Source organism: Streptomyces sp. NPDC041713 (assembly GCF_055591085.1).
In genome coordinates this window covers 108,629-125,863 of the sequence record NZ_JBVIZY010000003.1, presented here as the reverse complement: position 1 = coordinate 125,863, position 17,235 = coordinate 108,629, and the positions used below count along the sequence as shown (strand labels likewise).

At 71.5% G+C, this 17,235-nt stretch carries 17 protein-coding genes; 9 read left to right on the top strand and 8 right to left on the bottom strand.

Annotated elements, in window-relative coordinates; translation table 11 throughout:
- Positions 1–17: 17 nt before the first annotated feature.
- The gene (locus ACZ6CV_RS10085; RefSeq protein WP_469250404.1) at positions 18–1,808 is read right to left on the bottom strand and encodes a translation initiation factor 2; all 1,791 of its coding nucleotides are present in this window, start codon (positions 1,806–1,808) and stop codon (positions 18–20) included.
- Between the two features lie 231 nt (positions 1,809–2,039).
- Here ACZ6CV_RS10085 and ACZ6CV_RS10080 point away from each other — a divergent pair, with 231 nt between their 5' ends.
- The gene (locus ACZ6CV_RS10080; RefSeq protein WP_469250403.1) at positions 2,040–2,516 is read left to right on the top strand and encodes a hypothetical protein; all 477 of its coding nucleotides are present in this window, start codon (positions 2,040–2,042) and stop codon (positions 2,514–2,516) included.
- A gap of 111 nt (positions 2,517–2,627) precedes the next feature.
- Here the strand turns inward: ACZ6CV_RS10080 and ACZ6CV_RS10075 are convergent, their stop codons facing one another.
- Positions 2,628–2,969: a VOC family protein gene (locus ACZ6CV_RS10075; protein ID WP_469250402.1), complete on the bottom strand. Its 342-nt coding sequence runs from the start codon at positions 2,967–2,969 to the stop codon at positions 2,628–2,630.
- 4 nt (positions 2,970–2,973) lie between these two features.
- The gene (locus tag ACZ6CV_RS10070; RefSeq protein ID WP_469250401.1) at positions 2,974–3,972 is read right to left on the bottom strand and encodes a LysR family transcriptional regulator; all 999 of its coding nucleotides are present in this window, start codon (positions 3,970–3,972) and stop codon (positions 2,974–2,976) included.
- A gap of 313 nt (positions 3,973–4,285) precedes the next feature.
- Between ACZ6CV_RS10070 and ACZ6CV_RS10065 the strand changes: the two genes are divergently transcribed.
- Positions 4,286–5,452 (top strand): ParB/RepB/Spo0J family partition protein, encoded by a 1,167-nt coding sequence (locus ACZ6CV_RS10065; protein ID WP_469250399.1) that lies wholly within the window; start codon positions 4,286–4,288, stop codon positions 5,450–5,452.
- A gap of 101 nt (positions 5,453–5,553) precedes the next feature.
- On the opposite strand, the gene ACZ6CV_RS10060 is transcribed toward ACZ6CV_RS10065, so the two are convergent.
- From ACZ6CV_RS10060 to ACZ6CV_RS10050, 3 genes are all read right to left on the bottom strand, one after another.
- Positions 5,554–6,804 (bottom strand): aldehyde dehydrogenase family protein, encoded by a 1,251-nt coding sequence (locus tag ACZ6CV_RS10060; RefSeq protein ID WP_469250398.1) that lies wholly within the window; start codon positions 6,802–6,804, stop codon positions 5,554–5,556.
- A 287-nt stretch (positions 6,805–7,091) separates the two neighbouring features.
- Positions 7,092–8,192 carry a phenazine antibiotic biosynthesis protein gene (locus tag ACZ6CV_RS10055; protein WP_469250397.1) on the bottom strand — a complete coding sequence of 367 codons (1,101 nt, stop codon included), beginning with the start codon at positions 8,190–8,192 and terminating at the stop codon, positions 7,092–7,094.
- Positions 8,193–8,288: 96 nt separating this feature from the next.
- A complete protein-coding gene (locus ACZ6CV_RS10050) occupies positions 8,289–8,669 on the bottom strand; it encodes a hypothetical protein (RefSeq protein WP_469250396.1) in 381 nt (126 codons plus the stop codon).
- Between the two features lie 421 nt (positions 8,670–9,090).
- Here ACZ6CV_RS10050 and ACZ6CV_RS10045 point away from each other — a divergent pair, with 421 nt between their 5' ends.
- Positions 9,091–9,453 carry a YybH family protein gene (locus tag ACZ6CV_RS10045; RefSeq protein WP_362374658.1) on the top strand — a complete coding sequence of 121 codons (363 nt, stop codon included), beginning with the start codon at positions 9,091–9,093 and terminating at the stop codon, positions 9,451–9,453.
- Between the two features lie 88 nt (positions 9,454–9,541).
- Complete coding sequence (locus tag ACZ6CV_RS10040) at positions 9,542–11,104, top strand: MFS transporter (RefSeq protein ID WP_469250395.1); 1,563 nt, start codon at positions 9,542–9,544, stop codon at positions 11,102–11,104.
- Between the two features lie 45 nt (positions 11,105–11,149).
- Here the strand turns inward: ACZ6CV_RS10040 and ACZ6CV_RS10035 are convergent, their stop codons facing one another.
- On the bottom strand, positions 11,150–12,046 hold the full coding sequence (locus ACZ6CV_RS10035) for a LysR family transcriptional regulator (protein WP_469250394.1): 897 nt from the start codon (positions 12,044–12,046) through the stop codon (positions 11,150–11,152).
- 284 nt (positions 12,047–12,330) lie between these two features.
- Here ACZ6CV_RS10035 and ACZ6CV_RS10030 point away from each other — a divergent pair, with 284 nt between their 5' ends.
- The 5 genes from ACZ6CV_RS10030 (at position 12,331) to ACZ6CV_RS10010 (ending at position 16,283) form a co-directional block, all read left to right on the top strand.
- Positions 12,331–12,885: an adenylyl-sulfate kinase gene (locus ACZ6CV_RS10030; RefSeq protein ID WP_362374664.1), complete on the top strand. Its 555-nt coding sequence runs from the start codon at positions 12,331–12,333 to the stop codon at positions 12,883–12,885.
- A 71-nt stretch (positions 12,886–12,956) separates the two neighbouring features.
- On the top strand, positions 12,957–13,745 hold the full coding sequence (locus tag ACZ6CV_RS10025) for a class I SAM-dependent methyltransferase (protein WP_469250393.1): 789 nt from the start codon (positions 12,957–12,959) through the stop codon (positions 13,743–13,745).
- A 117-nt stretch (positions 13,746–13,862) separates the two neighbouring features.
- Positions 13,863–14,768: a sulfotransferase domain-containing protein gene (locus tag ACZ6CV_RS10020; protein WP_469250392.1), complete on the top strand. Its 906-nt coding sequence runs from the start codon at positions 13,863–13,865 to the stop codon at positions 14,766–14,768.
- A 122-nt stretch (positions 14,769–14,890) separates the two neighbouring features.
- Positions 14,891–15,466 carry a cupin domain-containing protein gene (locus ACZ6CV_RS10015; protein ID WP_469250391.1) on the top strand — a complete coding sequence of 192 codons (576 nt, stop codon included), beginning with the start codon at positions 14,891–14,893 and terminating at the stop codon, positions 15,464–15,466.
- Positions 15,467–15,506: 40 nt separating this feature from the next.
- Positions 15,507–16,283: an SDR family NAD(P)-dependent oxidoreductase gene (locus tag ACZ6CV_RS10010; RefSeq protein ID WP_469250881.1), complete on the top strand. Its 777-nt coding sequence runs from the start codon at positions 15,507–15,509 to the stop codon at positions 16,281–16,283.
- Between the two features lie 44 nt (positions 16,284–16,327).
- Here ACZ6CV_RS10010 and ACZ6CV_RS10005 read toward each other — a convergent pair whose 3' ends face one another.
- Positions 16,328–17,131, bottom strand: coding sequence for an alpha/beta fold hydrolase (locus ACZ6CV_RS10005; protein ID WP_469250390.1), 804 nt, complete (start codon positions 17,129–17,131; stop codon positions 16,328–16,330).
- Positions 17,132–17,235: the final 104 nt, after the last annotated feature.

Genomic DNA, 17,235 nt, shown 5'->3' with positions numbered 1-17,235 from the left:
TCCTGTCGTGAGCGGGCCTATGTCGGCTGCTCGGTCTCCTCGTTCGTCGCGGGGCGGAGGCGTACCGCGAAGGAGCGGTCACCGACCAGGCAGGTCAAGCCGGTTGGGGCGGTGGGCCTCGCTCGGTGGGCGGTCAGCCAGGCGTGCACGGCCGATACCGCGACGGCCGGGTCGAGATGGGCGATCCGGCCGTCTTCGCGGCGCGGCTCGACCTGGAGTACGTACGACTGCGCGTGGCCGCGGACGGTGAGCAGGCACGGTCCGGACGGGCGCACGATCGCGGCCACGCGGCAGCCCGGGTACTCGGACAGGGTGTGCCCGGTCCAGCCGCCCGCCGACCACAGCAGGCCGGTCGGTGCGGTCGGTACGGGGGAAGCAGGGGACGCGGAGGACGCTGAGGACGGGGCGGGGCGGCGGTAGAGCACGCCCGCGGAGCGGGTGAGCGCCTCGCTCGCCGCGCCGTGTTCCGCGGCCAGGTGGTGTCCGGGTGTCCCGGTGCCGCACGGGCGACGCGCGATGCGGATCCCTTCGGGGGTGATCTCGACGTCGACGTCGAACGCCGCGGGTGCGCGGGTGGCCGGGGCGGGTGGAGGCAGCGGCCGGGCAGGGGTGGCGAAGGGCGGAGGGGGCAGCCCGAGGAGTGCGTACAGTTCGGTGCGCAGCCGACTCAGGGCCCCGCCCTGGTGGGCGAACGCCGCCTGGGCGGCGGCGTGACCGGTTCCCGGCCGGTACGCCTTGAGTGCTTCCGTCAGCGTCTCCGTCAGCGCCTCCGCCAGCGCGTCGGCGTCGCCGGAGGCGCCGGAATCACCGGAGTCGCTGGGGCCCAACTGCGGTATCCGGCGCAGGAGTACGTCCATCGGGCTGCCCGGGATGAGTTCCGGCCCGCCCCGTCCGACGCCGACGATGGGCCGGTCCTGTGCGGCGGCGAAATAGAGGGCGGCGGAACCGTGGTCGGTGACCAGGGCGTCGGCGGCGATCAGGACGGAGGCCCACTCCTCGTGCGCGCCCGCGAGGATCATCCCCGCGTCGAGCGCCGGGGCGAGCAGCTCGGCCAACTCGTAACGGCCCAGCAGGCTTCGCTCGTTGGGGTGGACGATGAGCGCCAACTGGTATTCGTCATACGGTAGTTGGGCGGCGAGTCGGGCGGGCAGATCCGGGCGTCTCCGCAGGAGAGACTCCTGCCCCCAGGTCGAGACGAGCGCGAGCAGCTTGCGGTCGCCGGTGCCGAGCGCGGCGCGGTAGCGGTCCCGGAGCGGGAGTGAGGCGAGGATTCGGTCCAGCGTGGGGTCCCCGATCACCTTCGCCGTTCGGGTGGCCCACGGAGCCACGGAGGACAGGCGGGCGAGCTGGTCGGGGTGCGCCAGCGCGTGCAGCGCGGTCTGCGTGGGCGGGGCGGTCGGGGCGGTCGGCGTGGGCGGTGTGGTCGGCGCGGGCGGCATGGGCGGTGTGGCGGTGTCCGCGCGCAGCAGGTACGCCGGGTCGAGTCCGGACGCCGAATCGGCCGAACCCTCGTCCGGGAGCGCCTTGTTGAAGCCCGCGCCGTGCGGCAGCAGGACGTGCGGTCCTCGCAGCAGACTCAGGTCGCCCTTGGGGCTCGCGGTGAGCACCAGGTCGTACGAGCGGTCGCACGCTTCGCTCCACGGCAGCGTACGGCCGCCGATCGTTTCGATGGCGGACAGCACGTCGACGCCGAAGTCGGAGCCCGGAATCAGCGTGAAAAGGCGGGTGATCCGGTCGTCACCGGCGAAGACCGGGGCCACGTCGAGCAGCCGGTACAGGGCCACCGCGGACCGAGCGGCAAGAAGCACGACCCGTCGCCCGTCGCCCGTCGCCCGTCGCCCGTCGCCCGTCGCCCGTCGCCCGTCGCCCGTCGCCCGTCGCCCGTCGCCCGTCGCCCGCAATCATCCATTCTAGCGTCGAGCGGTGGGTGAGATGTGGTGTTTTCGCAGGTAGAGGGGGTTTCCTCGGAGTCCTCCGGCGACATGAGCCGATCGTACCGCGCGTTGATTGCCGCCCCCGAGGACCGAGAGGATGGCGGCATGAGCGAATGGGGAGTCGCGCTGATCGCCGCGGGATCGGCGATCGGCGGCAGCATCGTCACCGGTTGGTACGGCCGCAGCGCGGGACTCAGGCAGGCTGAGGCGGCGCGGCACGCGGGGGACCGGCAGGCCGACGCGCTGCTGGAGTCCGTCCGGCTCACGATCCAGTCGGAACAGGTGCAGCGCGCGCTCGCCCAACGGCGCCAGATCTACGGGGAGTTCCTCGGCGCCGCGGAGGCCCGAGCCCTCACCGAGCGTACGGGCAGGGGCAGCCCCGACGACGAGGCCCTTCTCCGGCGGGCGCTCGGCGCGGTGGTCCTGGAAGGTCCGCCCGAGGCCGCCACCGCGGCTCGGCACCTCGTCGACTCCTTGCGCCGCCACGAGGCGCCGGACGACCTCGACCGGGCGAAGTCGGTCTTCGTGTCGGTGGCCCAGGAACTGCTGAGCGCGCCGACATCGGGCCCACCTCAGCCCTGAACGCCCCCCGTCCTGAACGCCACCCCAGCCCTGAGCGCCAGCCACCGCGCCCCGAGCATCGACCCGCTCGGTCGCGAGACGTCCCGCGCCCTCAGAGCGGGGCACCTCCGATCAGAGCGGGGCACTCCCGAAGCTCAGTTCGTTGCCCTCCGGGTCCTCGTACGTGGCCTTGCGGACGCCGTTCGCGTAGGTCTCCCGGGCTCTCGGGTGCACGCCTCGGGCCGTCGCCGCGGTGACCATCGCGTCCAGGTCGTCGATGAAGACCGTGTGCAGGGCGTGGCCCGCGTGTTCGGGGCGGTGTTCGATGAACAGGGATCTGTGTTTCGCGAGTTCCCAGACCGCCTCCTTGTCGTCGGCGACAAAGGCGGGTGGCGTGCCGAGGAGCCGTTCGTACCAGGCCAGCGCCGCCGCGAAGTCGTTCACCGGGATGCCTGCGAAGAGGTCGAGGGCCATGTCCTCATGGTAGGTCCGCGGGGCGGAGTGCGGGCAGCGTGGCGGTCGGGGGCCCGGTCCTGGCGGGCGGGGGGACCGAGGGGACCGCAGGGACCGCAGGGGCCGCGGGGGCCGTCAACGGGGACGGGCGGGAGAAGGACTGGCGGCAGTGGTGGACCAGCTGCCGCAGCGCCGGGTTGTCCGTGGACGACCAGGCAAGCGACAGCACGGGCTCCGTGTGGATGTCCTCGATGGGGCGGGTCGTGAGCCGGTGGCGGTGCTGGGCGACGAGCGACTCGGAGAGGATCGCGACCCCCAGCCCGCGGATCGCCAGGTCGGCGATGGCGCTGGGCGCGCCCGCCTGGAACGCGATCTCCATGTGCACCCCCGCCGCCGCGCACGCATCGTCGAACACCTTCCGCACCCCCGTGCCCGGCGGCAGGCTCACCACCGAGTGGTGTGCCAGAGCTTGGAGCGTCACGCGGGGTTCCTCGGCGAGCGGGTGGCCGGCCGGCATGGCCGCGACCAGGGGCTCGCGGATGATCTCGTACGCCTCCAGGCCCGGCGGCGGCGTCCCCGGCGTGCTGACCAGGGCGAGGTCGGCGGTGCCTGCGCGCAGGCGTTCGACGAGGCGGTCCGAGGTGTCCTCAAGGAGGACGATCTCCACGCCGGGGTGGCTGTGATGGAACGCGGACAGGGCGTCGAAGAGCGGCGTGACCGTGCATGCCGTCACCATGCCGACCACGAGCCGGCCCCGGATGAGGCCGTTCACCTCGTCCACCGCCTGGCGGACGGCGTCGGCGGCGGCGAGGGCCGCCCGCGCGTGCCGCAGGGCCGCCGATCCGGCGGGCGTGAGCCTGACGCTACGGCCCGAGCGGTCGAACAGCGACGTCCCCAGGTCATGCTCCAACTGCCTGACCTGGGCGCTCACCCCGGACTGGCTGATGTGCACGCGCTCGGCGGCCCGGGTGAAGTTCTCCTCTTCGGCCACCGCGACGAAGTATTCGAGCTGCCTGAGTTCCATGTCCCGTGATTCTAGTAATCGGGGGAGGCAGTTGTCGGAGTTCTTGTTTTGTTCGCCCCTGCGCAGGGGCGCTAGAGGGCGCCTCCGGCGCTGTCAAGCTCCTTGCCGAAAATGGCGGGAAACCGGATGGTCGGTTCTTCCGTGACACCGGGAACGATGGCTTCCGCGCGTACGGGGGCGGTAATTTGAGTGAACAACTAATTCATATCGTTTTGTGGCTGAAACAACCTGTGGGAATCAGCGATTCCAGTTTCGTTGGAACGGCGGCGCGCGTCGAGCGGACGGGCGACTCTGATCGGGGGGCGACGGGTTCATGCATGCGAGCGACTCGAGAGACGTCACGGAAGCCGTTACAACGGATTCCGTTACAGCGGAAGCCGCTATACCGGAAGCCGCTATACCGGAAGCCGTTACAAGCGGGGCGACCGGTCAGGGCGGGGACTCCGCGCCCAAACCCTGGGACATCCGCGCGCACGATCTGCCCGTCGAACGCGTCCCCGTCCACCTGCTCTGGTCGGCCGACTCGCCCCGCCTCGTCGGCGAGAACCTCGACCACGTCCGGGTCCTCGCCGAGTCCGGGGCCGACCTGCCGCCCATCCTGGTCCACCGGGCGACGATGCGGGTCATCGACGGCATGCACCGGCTGCGGGCGACCGCGCTGCGCGGGGAGCGGGAGATCGCCGTCCGGTTCCTCGACGGATACGCGTCGGACGTCTTCGTCGTCGCCGTGCGGGCCAACACCACCCACGGTCTGCCGCTGACCCGGGCCGACCGCAACGCCGCGGCGACCCGCATCATCCACTCCCACCCGCACTGGTCCGACCGCATGATCGCCTCGTTCGCCGGGCTCTCGCCCAAGACCGTGGGGAGCCTGCGGCGGCGCCTCGGCGACGATCTGCCCGCCGCGCCCGTACGGATCGGCCGCGACGGACGGGCCCGGCCCGTCGACGGCGCCGGGGCGCGCGCCACGGCCGGCGACTTCATCCGGAGCCATCCGGACGCGACGCTGCGGCAGATCGCCGGGGCCACCGGAGTCTCCCGTTCCACCGCCCGTGACGTGCGCAGGAGGATGGAGCGGGGTGATCTCGACCGGGCGGCCGCCGGCCCCGCGCCGACGTCGGCCGTACCGGCGCGGGTGGCCACCGACCCCGCCACCTCGGCGGCCGTGTCGGCGCGGGTCGCACCCGACCCCGCCGCCGAGAAGACGCCCATGCCGTCGGCGGCCGCGGGAGCCGTCGCGCCGATGGCCGCCGAGCTGATCCCGATCCTGAAGCGTGACCCCTCGATCCGCTTCACCGAGTCCGGGCGGCTGCTGCTGCGGCTGCTCGACGCGGCGACCCTCCCGCCGGACGAGTGGAACCGGCTCATCGAGAGCGTTCCGGCCCACTGCGTCGACATGGTGGCCAACGTGGCCCGCGCCTGCGGTGAGGTCTGGTTCAACGTCGCGCAGGAGGTCGACAGCCGCGCCTCACTGCAGTGAGTGTCCGGTCCGCCGCATGTGTCCGGTCCGCCGTAAGTGTTCGGTCCGCCGCAAGTGTTCCTTCCGCAGTGCGTGTGCGCTCACGGGCGCGCCCGGGGTCCTCAGTCCCGTACCACCGTCTTCGTCCGCATCAGGAAGTCGGAGAGGTACCCGTCGTGCGGCAGGCCCGGGCGCATCCAGTGCGTCGGGCGGTCGCCCACGTACAGGTTGGCGATGGTCGGGTCGGCCAAAAGGGCGTCCAGTAGGGGGCCTTGGGTGGTCAGCGCCGTGAGGACCAGGGTGTCCCGGAGCGGGGCGAGGCCCTCCTCCGGGCGCCAGGGCGCCACCCATACGCAGGGGAAGGGGAGTTCGGCGCCCAGCTGCGGGGCGTCGGCGCGGTCGAGTTGGTGGACGGACGGGCGCAACACCGCGCTGCCGTCGCCCAGTTCGTCGGCGACCGTGTCCGCGCCCAGCCAGGCGCGGGTGCCGGCGGCGCGGCGGGACACGTAGTCGGCGACGGCCCGCGCGCCGGCGGCCGGCTGTACGGGCAGGACGGCCTTCGGGTGGTCCGGCGGGAGGCTCGGCAGGGCCGCGAACCGTTCGGCCAGCGCCTCGCACAGGGGCGTCGGGTCGCCTTCCACCAGGATCGCCGTCGTGTTCACGCAGCCCGTGCCGCCGCGCCCGGCGACCGAGTCCACGAGGGTGTCGAGGTGGTCGCGCCAGTCGACGTCGGCCGTCACCAGGATCTTGGAGCGGCCCGGCCCTTGGAGCAGGACGGTGGGGTCGGCGCCGTACTTCCGTACGACGTCCTCGCCGCCGTAGACCAGGCCGAGGTCGGCGCCGCGCAGGACGTTGTCCGCGCCCGCGTGGTCGGTGGGAAGCAGCGTGATCTCGTCGTTCCCGAAGCCCGCCGTGCGCAGCGCCGTGACGAGCCGGTGCGGGGTGAACGGCTCGCGCCGGGAGGGCCGCACCGCGACGCGGAAGCCGAGCGCCAGCGCCTCGGGCCACAGGCTGTGGGTGCCGGGGTGGTTGCCGGCCGCGTGCACGGCGAACACGTCGCCGCGCCGGGTGTGCACGGCCCGTCCCGCGCCGCGGGTCAGCGGGTCGCGCCAGTCGGTGACCGCGCCCGCGGGGCGCGCCTGGTCGAGGCCGGCGGCGAGGGAGCGGAGGCGTTCGGCGATGCGCTCGACGGCCGAGGAGACCTCGGTGATCGGCACGCCGCCGACGCGGCTGACCAGGTGGCAGTAGTCCGGCACGGTCAGGCCCGCGACGGTGCCGGTGGCGAACAGGTCGGCCGCGGCGGCGATCCGCCGCAGCCGTTCGGCGGGCGGCGCGGGGTGCGCGCGGCGCATCGTGGAGAGGGTGCGGCTCACGAACGGCGGTGGTACGAGGCTGAGTTCGGCGGCGACCCGGCCGGTGACGTCGGTGACCTGGAGGCGGTTCCTGGCACGGAACGCGCCGCGGGGGCCGAGGGCGTCGAGCTGGACCGGTTCGGTGGCGGAGGGGGCGGCAGGACCACCTCGCGGCCGTACGGGATCGCCTCCCGTCCGCCCTACGGGATCACCCCGCTGCCCTACGGGCCCTACGGGATCACCCCCCGTCCGCCCCACGGGCTCGCCCCCCTCCCCTACGGGCCCTACGGGCTCGCTGACCGGCGGCATCAGTAGACCCCCTCCACCACGTCCTCGTTCTCGAACCTGCTGACGGGCGCGATGTCGGCCACCGCGTCGCCGGGGCCGCCGTCGAGCGGCTCGACGCGGGTGGCGAGGTCGCGTTCGAGGTTGTTGGGCAGCAGGAACGACTTGCTGACGTGGCTGGCGACGACCCGGCCGCGCTCCCCGTACGGGACGGGCCGGAGCGTCTCGGGGTCGACGACCGAGAAGGTGACGTACGGGCTCAGGGTGTCGAAGACGCAGGGGTCGTCGTCGCCGAGGCCTGGTCGCTCGCCGGCGAAGCCCAGGATCATCGTGCTGCCGTAGTTACCGGAGAAGACGGTGTCGGGGAAGATCTCCGTGCGGTACACGTGGCGGGAGTCGGGGTCGAGCTGGGTGCCGCCCCAACGGATCGCCCGTACCTTCTCGTTGATCAGTTCCACCAGCTCGTCGCGGCGCGCGATCCGCTCCAGGACCGGGGGTGTGACGGTGAGGACGCCGATGTTCTGCGAGCGCAGCACCTCCGCCGCCTGGTCGACGACGTGCTCGGCGTAGTCGTCGGCCTCGCCGCCGCGGCCCGCGGAGATCAGCCGCTTCACCCAGCGCGGGTCGAGGTCGAGGGTGAATCCGTGGGTGCCGTGCGTGGTCGCCGAGCCGCGGAAGAACTCGCCGACGATGTGCGGGCCGCTGGGGACGATTCCCAGCCAGTTTGCGCCCCGGGGGAAGCCGTGGGCGTCGAGTTGGTCGCTGGTCCACGCCAGCAGCCGGCGGCGCCAGTCGCCGAGCAGCACGACGCGTTTGGGGGCGCCGGTGGTGCCGCCGCTCTCGAAGACGCCCCGCACGTCGGGGTTCTCGCCGTATCCGCGCGGGATCAGGTCCTCGGCGGGGACGGCGCGCAGTTCGGCGGCGACATTGGGGAACCGTACGAGATCGGCGTGGGTGGCGATATCGGTGCGCGGGTCGAAGTCGAGGGACTTCGCGCGCTCCAGCCAGTAGGGCGAGCCGGTGTCGGGGCCGAAGTGCCATTCCATCGCGGCCCGCAGATAGGCGTCCGGGTCGGGGCTCGTGCCGGGCGGGAGGTCGAGGATCTCCCAGGTGTTCGACTTCATGGTGTCGTCGTCCTCTTCACGGTGTCGTCGCCCGCCCGGCGCTGTCGCCCATTTCCTGGGCGCGGGCGCATTCCTGGGTACGGGCGCAAAGGAACTTCATGACTTCTGTCGACCGACGGTCTGTGCGGTCGGTACGGCCTGTACGGCGGCGAAGGCGGGGCCAAGCGCCTGGAGCGCGGCGAGTTCGTACTGCCCCTCCACCGTGCCCTCGGCCTCGAAGGTGGCGCGCACGTCGGGGGGCCGGCCGATGAGGGCCAGGGCGGCGTTCGGGGGCATCTCGTCGAGCGGGGGCCGCTCGTGCTCCCAGAGCATCATCGCGCCCCAGCGGTTCTGCTCGCGGTCGGCGAAGTAGATCTTCAGCCGCAGTCCGGGCACCTTCGTCCAGTGGTCCAGGGTGTTCTCCCGCAGGTGGGCGCGCATCGAATCGATGGTCTGCGGGGTCCCGTCCAGGTGCCACCAGGCGACGTCGACCCTCATGGGGACACTCGCCGGAAGAGCGCGCGCAAGGACGTTCCGTCATGGCTCATGGGGGCCTCCTGCTTCGGGTCTGCGGTGCGGAGGAAGAAGAGGAAGAAGGGGGATGTGAGCGTACGGCGGGCCCGGCGAAAAGGCGATGTGTTCTGTCCTGAAGCGATCTTCCGGGCGACTTCGGGCAGTGCTAGGCGGCACTCCGTACGACAAGGTCCGGCCGAGCCGGGGGAATGGATGTCGACCGAGGAATTCCTCAGTCGACGGCCCCGGAGCAGGCAGGCGGTCGAAGTCGACCGCGTCGAGTCAACCACGGCCGCGAGCCAGATCCATTGCTTCTGGTTGCCAGAACCAAAGGGAGTTGGACTTGCCACTTGTGCGCGGCCAAGCTTGACGGTGCTGGAAATCAGCTCTGAACGAGAGGCCCCCTGTGTCCGAATACGAGAAGGCTTACCAGCCGGAAGACATTACGCGTCTGTTCGTCGAGCGCGCCAACAAGGGTGACGCGGCCGGCGTCGCGGAGCTCTACGCGGAGGACGCGGTCGTCGCCTTCCCGCCCGGGCAGATCACCCAGGGCCGCGAAGCCATCCGCAAGATCTGGGAGATGGCGATGACGCGGAACCCCCACTTCGAGCCGGAGGAGCCGCTGCCCACGCTGATCAACGGCGACATCGCGCTCACCTCCACCCCGCCCAAGGACGGCACGGGCGCCCGCGCCCAGGTCGTGCGCCGCCAGCCCGACGGCTCGTGGCTGCGCATCATCGACCAGCCCGAATTCGTCCAGCCCAAGTAGGCCTGGACCCGGTCCACTTGGGCCGGGCCCACCTCAAGCAGGCCCGGTCCAAGCCCAGTAGGCCCGAAACGTGTGGGGGAGAGCAGTCATGGCCAAGCGATGGTGGACGTTGGTGGTCGTCTCCGCGGCGACCTTCATGATCCTGCTCGACGCCACCATCGTCACGGTCGTGCTGCCGCAGATCCAGAGCGGGCTCGACACCAGCTTCGCGGACGCGCAGTGGGTGGTCGACGCCTACTCGCTGACGCTCGCCGCGATGCTGCTGGTCGGTGGTTCGCTGGCCGACCGCTTCGGCTACCGCAAGCTGTTCCTGGTGGGCCTCGGCGTCTTCACCGTCAGCTCGCTGCTCTGCGGCGTCTCCTCCACACCGCTGATGCTGATCCTCTCCCGCGCCGCGCAGGGCATCGGCGGCTCCGTCATGTACGCCACGTCCCTCGCCCTGCTCGCCCGGAACTTCACGGGCAAGGAACGGGGCGTCGCCTTCGGCATCTGGGGCGCGGTGACAGGCATCGCGACCGGGCTCGGGCCCGTCTTCGGCGGGCTGATCGCCAGCAACATCAGCTGGCGCGGCATCTTCCTCGTCAACGTCCCCATCGGTCTCCTCGCGATCCTGGTGACGCTGCGGAAGGTCGACGAGGCGCCGGTGCGCGGCCGGCTCCGCCTCGACTGGCCGGGCTTCGTCCTCTTCACGAGCGGACTCGTCGCCCTGATCTACGGTCTGATCCGGGCCGGCGAGACCGAGTGGGGCAACACCGACGTCGTGGTCTGGCTGTGCGCGGCCGCCGTGCTCCTCGTCGCCTTCCTGATCGTCGAACTCCGCTCGCCCCACCCGCTGTTCGACCTGTCGCTGTTCCGGACGCCGACCTTCGTCGGCGGTTCGATCGCCGCGTTCACGATGAACGGCTCGCTGTTCGCGATGCTGCTCTACCTCGTGCTCTATCTGCAGAACGGCCTCGGCTACTCCGTCCTGGAGTCCAGCGTGCGGCTGCTGGTGATCAGCATGTGCGCCCTGGTGGCGTCGACCGTCGCCGGACGGCTGAGCAGCCGGCTGCCGGTGAAGTGGCTCATCGGACCCGGCCTCCTCCTGGTCGGCGTCGGCCTGCTCCTCATGTCGGGCAACGACGCGTCGAGCAGCTGGACGCACCTGATCCCCGGCTTCGTCGTGGCGGGCCTCGGCAGCGGTGTGGTGAACCCGCCGCTCGCCTCCACCGCCGTCGGCGTCGTCACCCCGGACCGGTCGGGCGCCGCGTCGGGCATGAACATCACCTTCCGCCAGGTGGGCATGGCCGCGAGCATCCCCGTCCTGGGCTCCATCTTCACGGCGACGCTGCACGACGACGTCGTACGCAATCTGGCGGCCGTACCCGACCTCGCGGGCAGCGCCCCGGGCGTCGCCGCCGCCGTCGAGCACGGTGACGTCTCCGGTCTCGGCGACAGCGTGCCGCCGGGTATGCGGGACGAGGTGGCCACCGCGCTGCACTCCGGGTACGCGAGCGCGCTGAACGACCTGCTGGTCATCACGGGTGTGGTCGCCCTGGTCGGCGCGGTGTTCGCCTTCTTCCTCATCCGCGCCAAGGACTTCCTGGCCGCCAAGCCGCCGCCGCCCCGGGACGCGGACGTCGAGGCCGGCGAACCGCAGCCGGTGAAGTGACGGGACATCAAGACCCGTACGAGTACGGCAGGTTCGGTACGACGACTACGTACCGCTCCGGTCCTGGATGCGGTCGAGTGCGTGCTGGATGACCGCCTGCGCCGCCGGGTCGATCGTCCGGTCGTCCGGCCACGCCAGATACAACCGCCCGTGCAGCTCGGGGTCGCGGAACGGGATCAGCCGCAGGTCGTCGCCGGCCGACCGGACGGCGCCCCGCGGCAGGATCGCCACCCCTGAACCGCGCGCCGCCATGTCCACGAGCACCTGCGGATCGCTGGCCGAGAAGGCGACGGGCGCGTCGATGTCGGCCGTGGCGAGCGAGGTGTCGAGGCGGTGCCGGGTGCCGCTGTCGGTCGGCAGCGAGACCAGGTGACGGCCCGCGAGCTCCTTCAGGAACAGGGCGTCGCGCCCGGCGAGTTCGTCGTCCGCGCGCAGCACCGCGACGAGCGGGTCGGCGCGGATGACCTCGGTGCGCAGGAAGCTCGGGGGTTCCCCGGCCATGCCGAGGAACGCCAGGTCGAGTTCGCCGTCCTTGAGCGCGTCGACGAGGTCGTCGGTGCCGCCCTGGCGCAGCGCGATCTCCACGGCCGGGTGGTCCGCCTGGAACTCGGCGAGCATGCCGGGCACGTCGATCGAGGCCACCACCGTCACCATGCCGACGTTCACCCTGCCCCGCAGCAGCCCCGCCACCTGGTCGACGGCGAGCCGGGCGTTGCGCACCGCGTCCAGCGCGGCCTTTGCGTGCGGGAGCAGGGCCTCGCCCACGGCGGTGGGGCGGACCGTGCGTCCTGACCGGTCGAGCAGTTCGTAACCGAGTTCTCGCTCCAGGCGGCGGATCTGGGCGCTCACGCCCGGCTGGGTGACGTGGACCCGGGCCGCCGCTCTGGTGAAGTTGCCGTCCTCGACGACGGCGACGAAGTACTCGAGTTGACGTATCTCCATAACTGACCGATCTAGGCTTCAGTACGAACAGATATTGGACGCCCGGTAAACGCCGGGACAATACTGACGGGGTCGGTCGGTGGCCCATTTCCTGAGATCCCTTCAGGGATCTCTTTCATGGCTCGCTCGGAAATTCCCGAGCGCCGCGTATTGCATTTCGCTGCCTGGCGTATGGAATCGTGCCGCCTGATTTTTCCTGCCAAAAATTTTCTGAGGAACTTTACAGCAGTGCCGTCGCGCTGTGAAGAGTTCGGCCGTCGTACGACCACTGAGGGGAGTCAGCCATGGGAACCACCGGAGTTGGAGGCGTCGATTCCGGCGGCACGGTCATCTGGGTGACCGGGCTTGCCGAGGCCGGCAAGACGACGGTCGCGCGCGAACTCGTCCGCCAGCTGCTCCAGCGCGGGCAGCAGCCCATCCTCCTCGACGGGAACCAGGTGCGGACCGCGCTCGGCATGACCCACGGGTTCGACCGCGAGAGCCGGATCAAGGCGTCCATGACGTACGGCCGGCTCTCGCGGCTGCTCGCGGAGCAGGGGCACGTCGTCGTGGTCGCCACGATCTCGCTGTTCCACGAGGTGCAGCGGTGGAACAGGGAGAACCAGCCCGACTACTTCGAGGTGCTCCTCGACGTGCCGGTCGAGGAACTCAAACGCCGCGACAGCAAGGGCGTCTACAGCGGGAACGACGACAAGGACATCGTCGGAATCGGGCAGTCCGCGGAGTTCCCGACGGCACCCGATCTCGTCGTCACCAACTACGGGGACGTCGACCCGAAGGCCGCCGCGACCATGATTCGACTGGCGCACGAGCAGCGTATGCCTTCGGCCGTGGCGTGAGCTTCCGGTAAAGGCTTTTCCGATTCAGTTCTTTCAGTGTTTCAGTGAGGCATAAAAGGAGCCGTACCCGCATGACGACGTCGACGAAGCTCAAGCACGGAGATTTCACCGACCTGGCGAAGGACTACTCGAAATACCGCGAGGGGTACGCGACCTCGGTGCGGGACGCGCTGATCGGCCTGGTGGGCCGGCCCGCCGCCGAGCTGGACGCGGTGGACGTCGGCGCCGGCACGGGCCTGTGGACCCGCATCGTGGCGGACGGCGGCTTCCGCTCGGTCACCGCGGTCGAGCCGAACGACAACATGCGGGCCGAGGGCATCTCGGACTCCGAGGGCTACTCGATCTCCTGGCGGGCAGGACAGGGCGAGAAGACCGGCCTGCCGGACGGGTCGGCCGACCTGATCAGCATGGCGTCGTCGTTCCACTGGGTCGACTTCGAGGTGGGCACCGCGGAGTTCTGCCGGGTGCTGCGCCCGGGCGGCTGGTTCGTCGCGCTCTACAACCCGCGGCTGATCGAGGTGAACCCGATCCTCGTGGACATCGAGAACGAGCTCAAGCGCCTCATGGGGGAGCGCAAGCGGATCACCTCCGCCCACCCCCAGATGATCAAGGAACTGTCGGACAAGTTCAACGCGAGCCCGCTCTTCGACGACGTCGTCGTCCTGGAGGGCCGGCACTCCGTCGAGCAGACCGTCGACCACTACATCGGCCTGTGGCAGTCGGTGAACGACGTGCGGGTCCAGCTCGGCGACGCCGGGTTCGAGAAGTTCCTCGACTTCATCCGGGAGCGCATCGCGGGCCTGGACAAGCTGGAGGTCACCTATCTGACCAGGGCGGTCGCGGCGCGCGCCAAGAAGTGAGCGCGGCCAGTCCTCGCCTCCGCCTGCCCCACCTTCACTTCCATCTCCACCCCCTTCCCCTTCCCCATCGCCTTCGCTCCGACGTCCCCGGTCGCGGGGAGAGACAGGATGTGTGTCATGACCGAGGACTCCGTCCGGGAAAAACTCCGTCCGGACGAGCTGGCCCGGCGCAGTGCGCGTCTGCTCGGTGAGCGCGACATCGTCGTGGCCGGGGACCCGGGGTCCGGGCAGGCGCTCGTGGCCAACATCGTGCACGAACTCGGCTTCGAGTACCTCGACCCGTACGTCGAGTCGCCCGACGAGCGGGACGGCGCCGCGCAGGCCATAGAGGCCCAACTGGAGTACTACCGCAAGCGGTTGGCGGCGACGTCCGAGCGCGAGCACGCGAGTGGCACGGACGCGGGCGGTCCCGACGCGAAGCGGTTCATCAAGACCCACTTCTACCCCGAGGTGTTCGCCGACTCCGCGGTGAACAGCGCGATCCTCGTGGTGCGGGACCCCCGCGACACGATCTACTCGTCGTACAAGTGGTTCTCCTCCTTCGGCGGCTCGTGGATACCGGACGCCGCCGACATGATCGGGAAACTCACCTACCCCGACTTCCTCGACCGGGTCAGGCTCGGTGACGGCGAGCCGTCGATCCCCGGCTGGGCGCGGTTCTACCGGAGTTGGCTGGAGGCGGCGCCGGAGTTCTCGAAGTTCGCGGTGGTGCGGTTCGAGGACCTGAAGTCGCACCCGGTCGGCGCGATCACGGCGATGCTCGCCGCGCTCGGGCTCGCGGTGCCGCCGGAGGTGGTCGCGCGGGCGGCCGAGCGCAGCTCCTTCAAGGCGATGCGCGCCCGCGAGGACGCGGCGTCCGCGGATGAGGGCGAGACCACGAAGAACGCCCGCATCATGCGGCGCGGCCAGGTGGGCGAGTGGCGCGAGTGGATCGGCGAGGGCGACCTGGCCGAACGCTTCGCGCACCCGGCCCTCACGGCGACGGCGGCGCGCTTCGGGTACGAGGCGACCCCGACGGCGTAGGCAGCAAGCAGCAAGCAGCAAGCAGACGGCAGGAGGGGGCCACGTCACGCCGTACTCGCGTGACGTGGCCCCCTCCTGCCGCCCTGTGGTTACGAGGCGTCCCGGCCGGGGAGCGATCGGACATGGTCGAATCAGCGGCGTCAGCCGCGCTCCCCGCAACGGCTGTAGCCGGAGAACCCGCGTCCCCCGAAGCGGTCGCCGCCCGGCACGGGCTCGAACCCCTCCCCGTCGAGGGCGGGCTGTACCGCCGCACCTGGACCGGGCCACTGGACGCCGACGGCCGTCCCGCCGGATCGGCGATCATCGTGCTCCTGACCACCACCCCCGGCGACTTCTCCGCCCTGCACCGGCTGCCCATCGACGAGGTCTGGCACTTCTACGAGGGCGACGCGCTGGAGCTGCTGCTCCTCGCGCCGGACGGCACCGACCGCACGGCCGTCCTGGGCGCCGGGGGACAGGTGCAGCTGGTGGTGCCGGCCAGGACGTGGATGGGGGCGCGGGTCAGGTCCGGCGGACGGTACGGGTGGACGCTGTTCGGGACGACCATGGCTCCGGGGTTCGTCCCCGAGGACTACGAGGGCGGCGACGCCGAGGAGTTGAGCGCGCGCTACCCCGAACGCGCCGAGACCATCGGGGAGTTGTGCCGCTCCGGGGCGCCGCTGCGGATGCCCTCCGAGGAGGACGCCTCCGATGCGTGACGAGCCGACCTCCCCGATGCGTGACGAGCCGACCTCCCCGATGCGTGACGTGACGCTGCCGGGGTTGCCCGGGCGGGTCGCCCTGGTCACCGGGGCGAGCGGCGGCATCGGTGCCGGGGTCGCCCTGCGGTTCGCTCAGGCGGGCGCGGCCGTCGTCGTCCACTACCGCACCGGCGGACGGCGCGCCGAGGAGCTGGCCGGACGGATCGTCGCGGCGGGCGGTGACGCCGTCGCCGTACCGGCGGACCTGACCCGCGAGGACGAGTGCCGGCGCCTCGTCGAGACGGCGTACTCCTGGCGGGGGCGGCTGGACGCGCTGGTCAACGCCGCGGGGATCCAGCCGGTGCGGGAGCTGGCCGGCATGACGGCCGCCCAGTGGCGGGAGCTGTCGGAGGCGAACGTGACGAGTGCGTTCTGCTGCACGCAGGCCGCGGTGGAGCGGATGGCAGGTCAGGACGGCGGCGGTACGGTCACGCACATCGCGTCCATCGAGGGCTCGCACCCCTCGCCGGGCCATGCGCACTACAGCGCGTCGAAGGCGGCCCTGATCATGTTCGCCCGCTCGGCGGCCCTGGAGTACGGGCCGCGCGGCATCCGCGTCAACAGCGTCTCGCCGGGCCTGATCGACCGGCCGGGACTCGCCGAGGACTGGCCCGAGGGGGTGGAGCGGTGGGGCCGGGCGGCGCCGCTCGGCCGGCTTGGCCGCCCCGAGGACATCGGCAGCGCCTGCGTGTTCCTGGCCTCGGACGCGGCGTCGTGGATCACGGGCACGGACCTGGTGGTGGACGGCGGGGTGGGGGCGCGGCCGACCTGGTAGGGCGTGTTTGCTCGCCACCCGTCGCAGACCTGGCCGGCCCACGCTCAGCTGAGGCGGGCGAGCCAGGTGCGCAGGGCCGCGTTGAACTCGTCGGGGCGTTCCAGGTTGGGCAGGTGGGCCGCCGCTTCCACGATGTGCAGTACGGAGTCGGGGAGCGCGGCGTGCATGGCCTCGGCGTCGGAGACCGGCGTGTACGTGTCGTCGCGGCCCACGACGACCAGGGACGGCACGTCGACGCGGGTCAACAGGGCCTGGTAGTCGGGGCGTTCGGCCCGCCCGCGCAGGGCCGCCGCCGCGCCCTCCGGCGGTGCGGCCAGCATCATGCGGTGGACGTACGCGGACGCCTCCGTGTTGTACGGGGCCACCATCTTGTCCCGCACCTCGTCCGCGTACCCCTTCATGCCCTCGGCGAGGAGCCGGTCGGCGAGGGCGTGGCGGGCGGCCTTGCCCTGCGGTGTCTCGGCCGCGGGGAAGGTGTCCGCGAGGAGCAGGCCCGTGATGCGCTCGGGGAAGAGGCGGTAGCACTCCATCGCGATCTGGCCGCCCATGGAGAGGCCGCCGAGCGCGAACTCCCGTACGCCCAGGTGGTCCAGGAGCGCGGCGACGTCCTCGGCGAAGCGGGCGAACGCGGTGGTGCCGGGCACGACGCCGGACTCGCCGTAGCCGCGCAGGTCGGGGGTGATGACGCGGTGCGTGGCGGCGAGGGCGGCACGCTGCGGGGCCCACATGGAGCGGTCGAAGGGGTGGCCGTGGAGGAGAACGAGGGGAGTGGGCGCGGGGGCCGGGGTGACCGGGGTGTTCTCGTCGTCATAGCCGATGGTGATGCCGTTGAGCTGCGCGGTTGCCATGAGGGGAGGCTAGGTGGGGTCAACTCCGCGGTGCAATAAGATCTTTGCTCTCGGTGCAATGTGCGCGGGGCGGTGAGGGTGCGGGCGCGCGGTGTGGGCGAGAT

Bases quoted from the DNA above. Each gene is read 5' to 3' on its own strand.
- ACZ6CV_RS10055 (WP_469250397.1), bottom strand. From the start codon at position 8,192: ATGAAGTCGAACACCTGGGAGATCCTCGACCTCCCGCCCGGCACGAGC.
- ACZ6CV_RS10065 (WP_469250399.1), top strand. From the start codon at position 4,286: ATGCATGCGAGCGACTCGAGAGACGTCACGGAAGCCGTTACAACGGAT.
- ACZ6CV_RS10015 (WP_469250391.1), top strand. From the start codon at position 14,891: ATGGTCGAATCAGCGGCGTCAGCCGCGCTCCCCGCAACGGCTGTAGCC.
- ACZ6CV_RS10075 (WP_469250402.1), bottom strand. From the start codon at position 2,969: ATGGCCCTCGACCTCTTCGCAGGCATCCCGGTGAACGACTTCGCGGCG.
- ACZ6CV_RS10025 (WP_469250393.1), top strand. From the start codon at position 12,957: ATGACGACGTCGACGAAGCTCAAGCACGGAGATTTCACCGACCTGGCG.
- ACZ6CV_RS10020 (WP_469250392.1), top strand. From the start codon at position 13,863: ATGACCGAGGACTCCGTCCGGGAAAAACTCCGTCCGGACGAGCTGGCC.
- ACZ6CV_RS10010 (WP_469250881.1), top strand. From the start codon at position 15,507: ATGCGTGACGTGACGCTGCCGGGGTTGCCCGGGCGGGTCGCCCTGGTC.
- ACZ6CV_RS10080 (WP_469250403.1), top strand. From the start codon at position 2,040: ATGAGCGAATGGGGAGTCGCGCTGATCGCCGCGGGATCGGCGATCGGC.
- ACZ6CV_RS10070 (WP_469250401.1), bottom strand. From the start codon at position 3,972: ATGGAACTCAGGCAGCTCGAATACTTCGTCGCGGTGGCCGAAGAGGAG.
- ACZ6CV_RS10050 (WP_469250396.1), bottom strand. From the start codon at position 8,669: ATGAGGGTCGACGTCGCCTGGTGGCACCTGGACGGGACCCCGCAGACC.
- ACZ6CV_RS10035 (WP_469250394.1), bottom strand. From the start codon at position 12,046: ATGGAGATACGTCAACTCGAGTACTTCGTCGCCGTCGTCGAGGACGGC.
- ACZ6CV_RS10005 (WP_469250390.1), bottom strand. From the start codon at position 17,131: ATGGCAACCGCGCAGCTCAACGGCATCACCATCGGCTATGACGACGAG.
- ACZ6CV_RS10030 (WP_362374664.1), top strand. From the start codon at position 12,331: ATGGGAACCACCGGAGTTGGAGGCGTCGATTCCGGCGGCACGGTCATC.
- ACZ6CV_RS10040 (WP_469250395.1), top strand. From the start codon at position 9,542: ATGGCCAAGCGATGGTGGACGTTGGTGGTCGTCTCCGCGGCGACCTTC.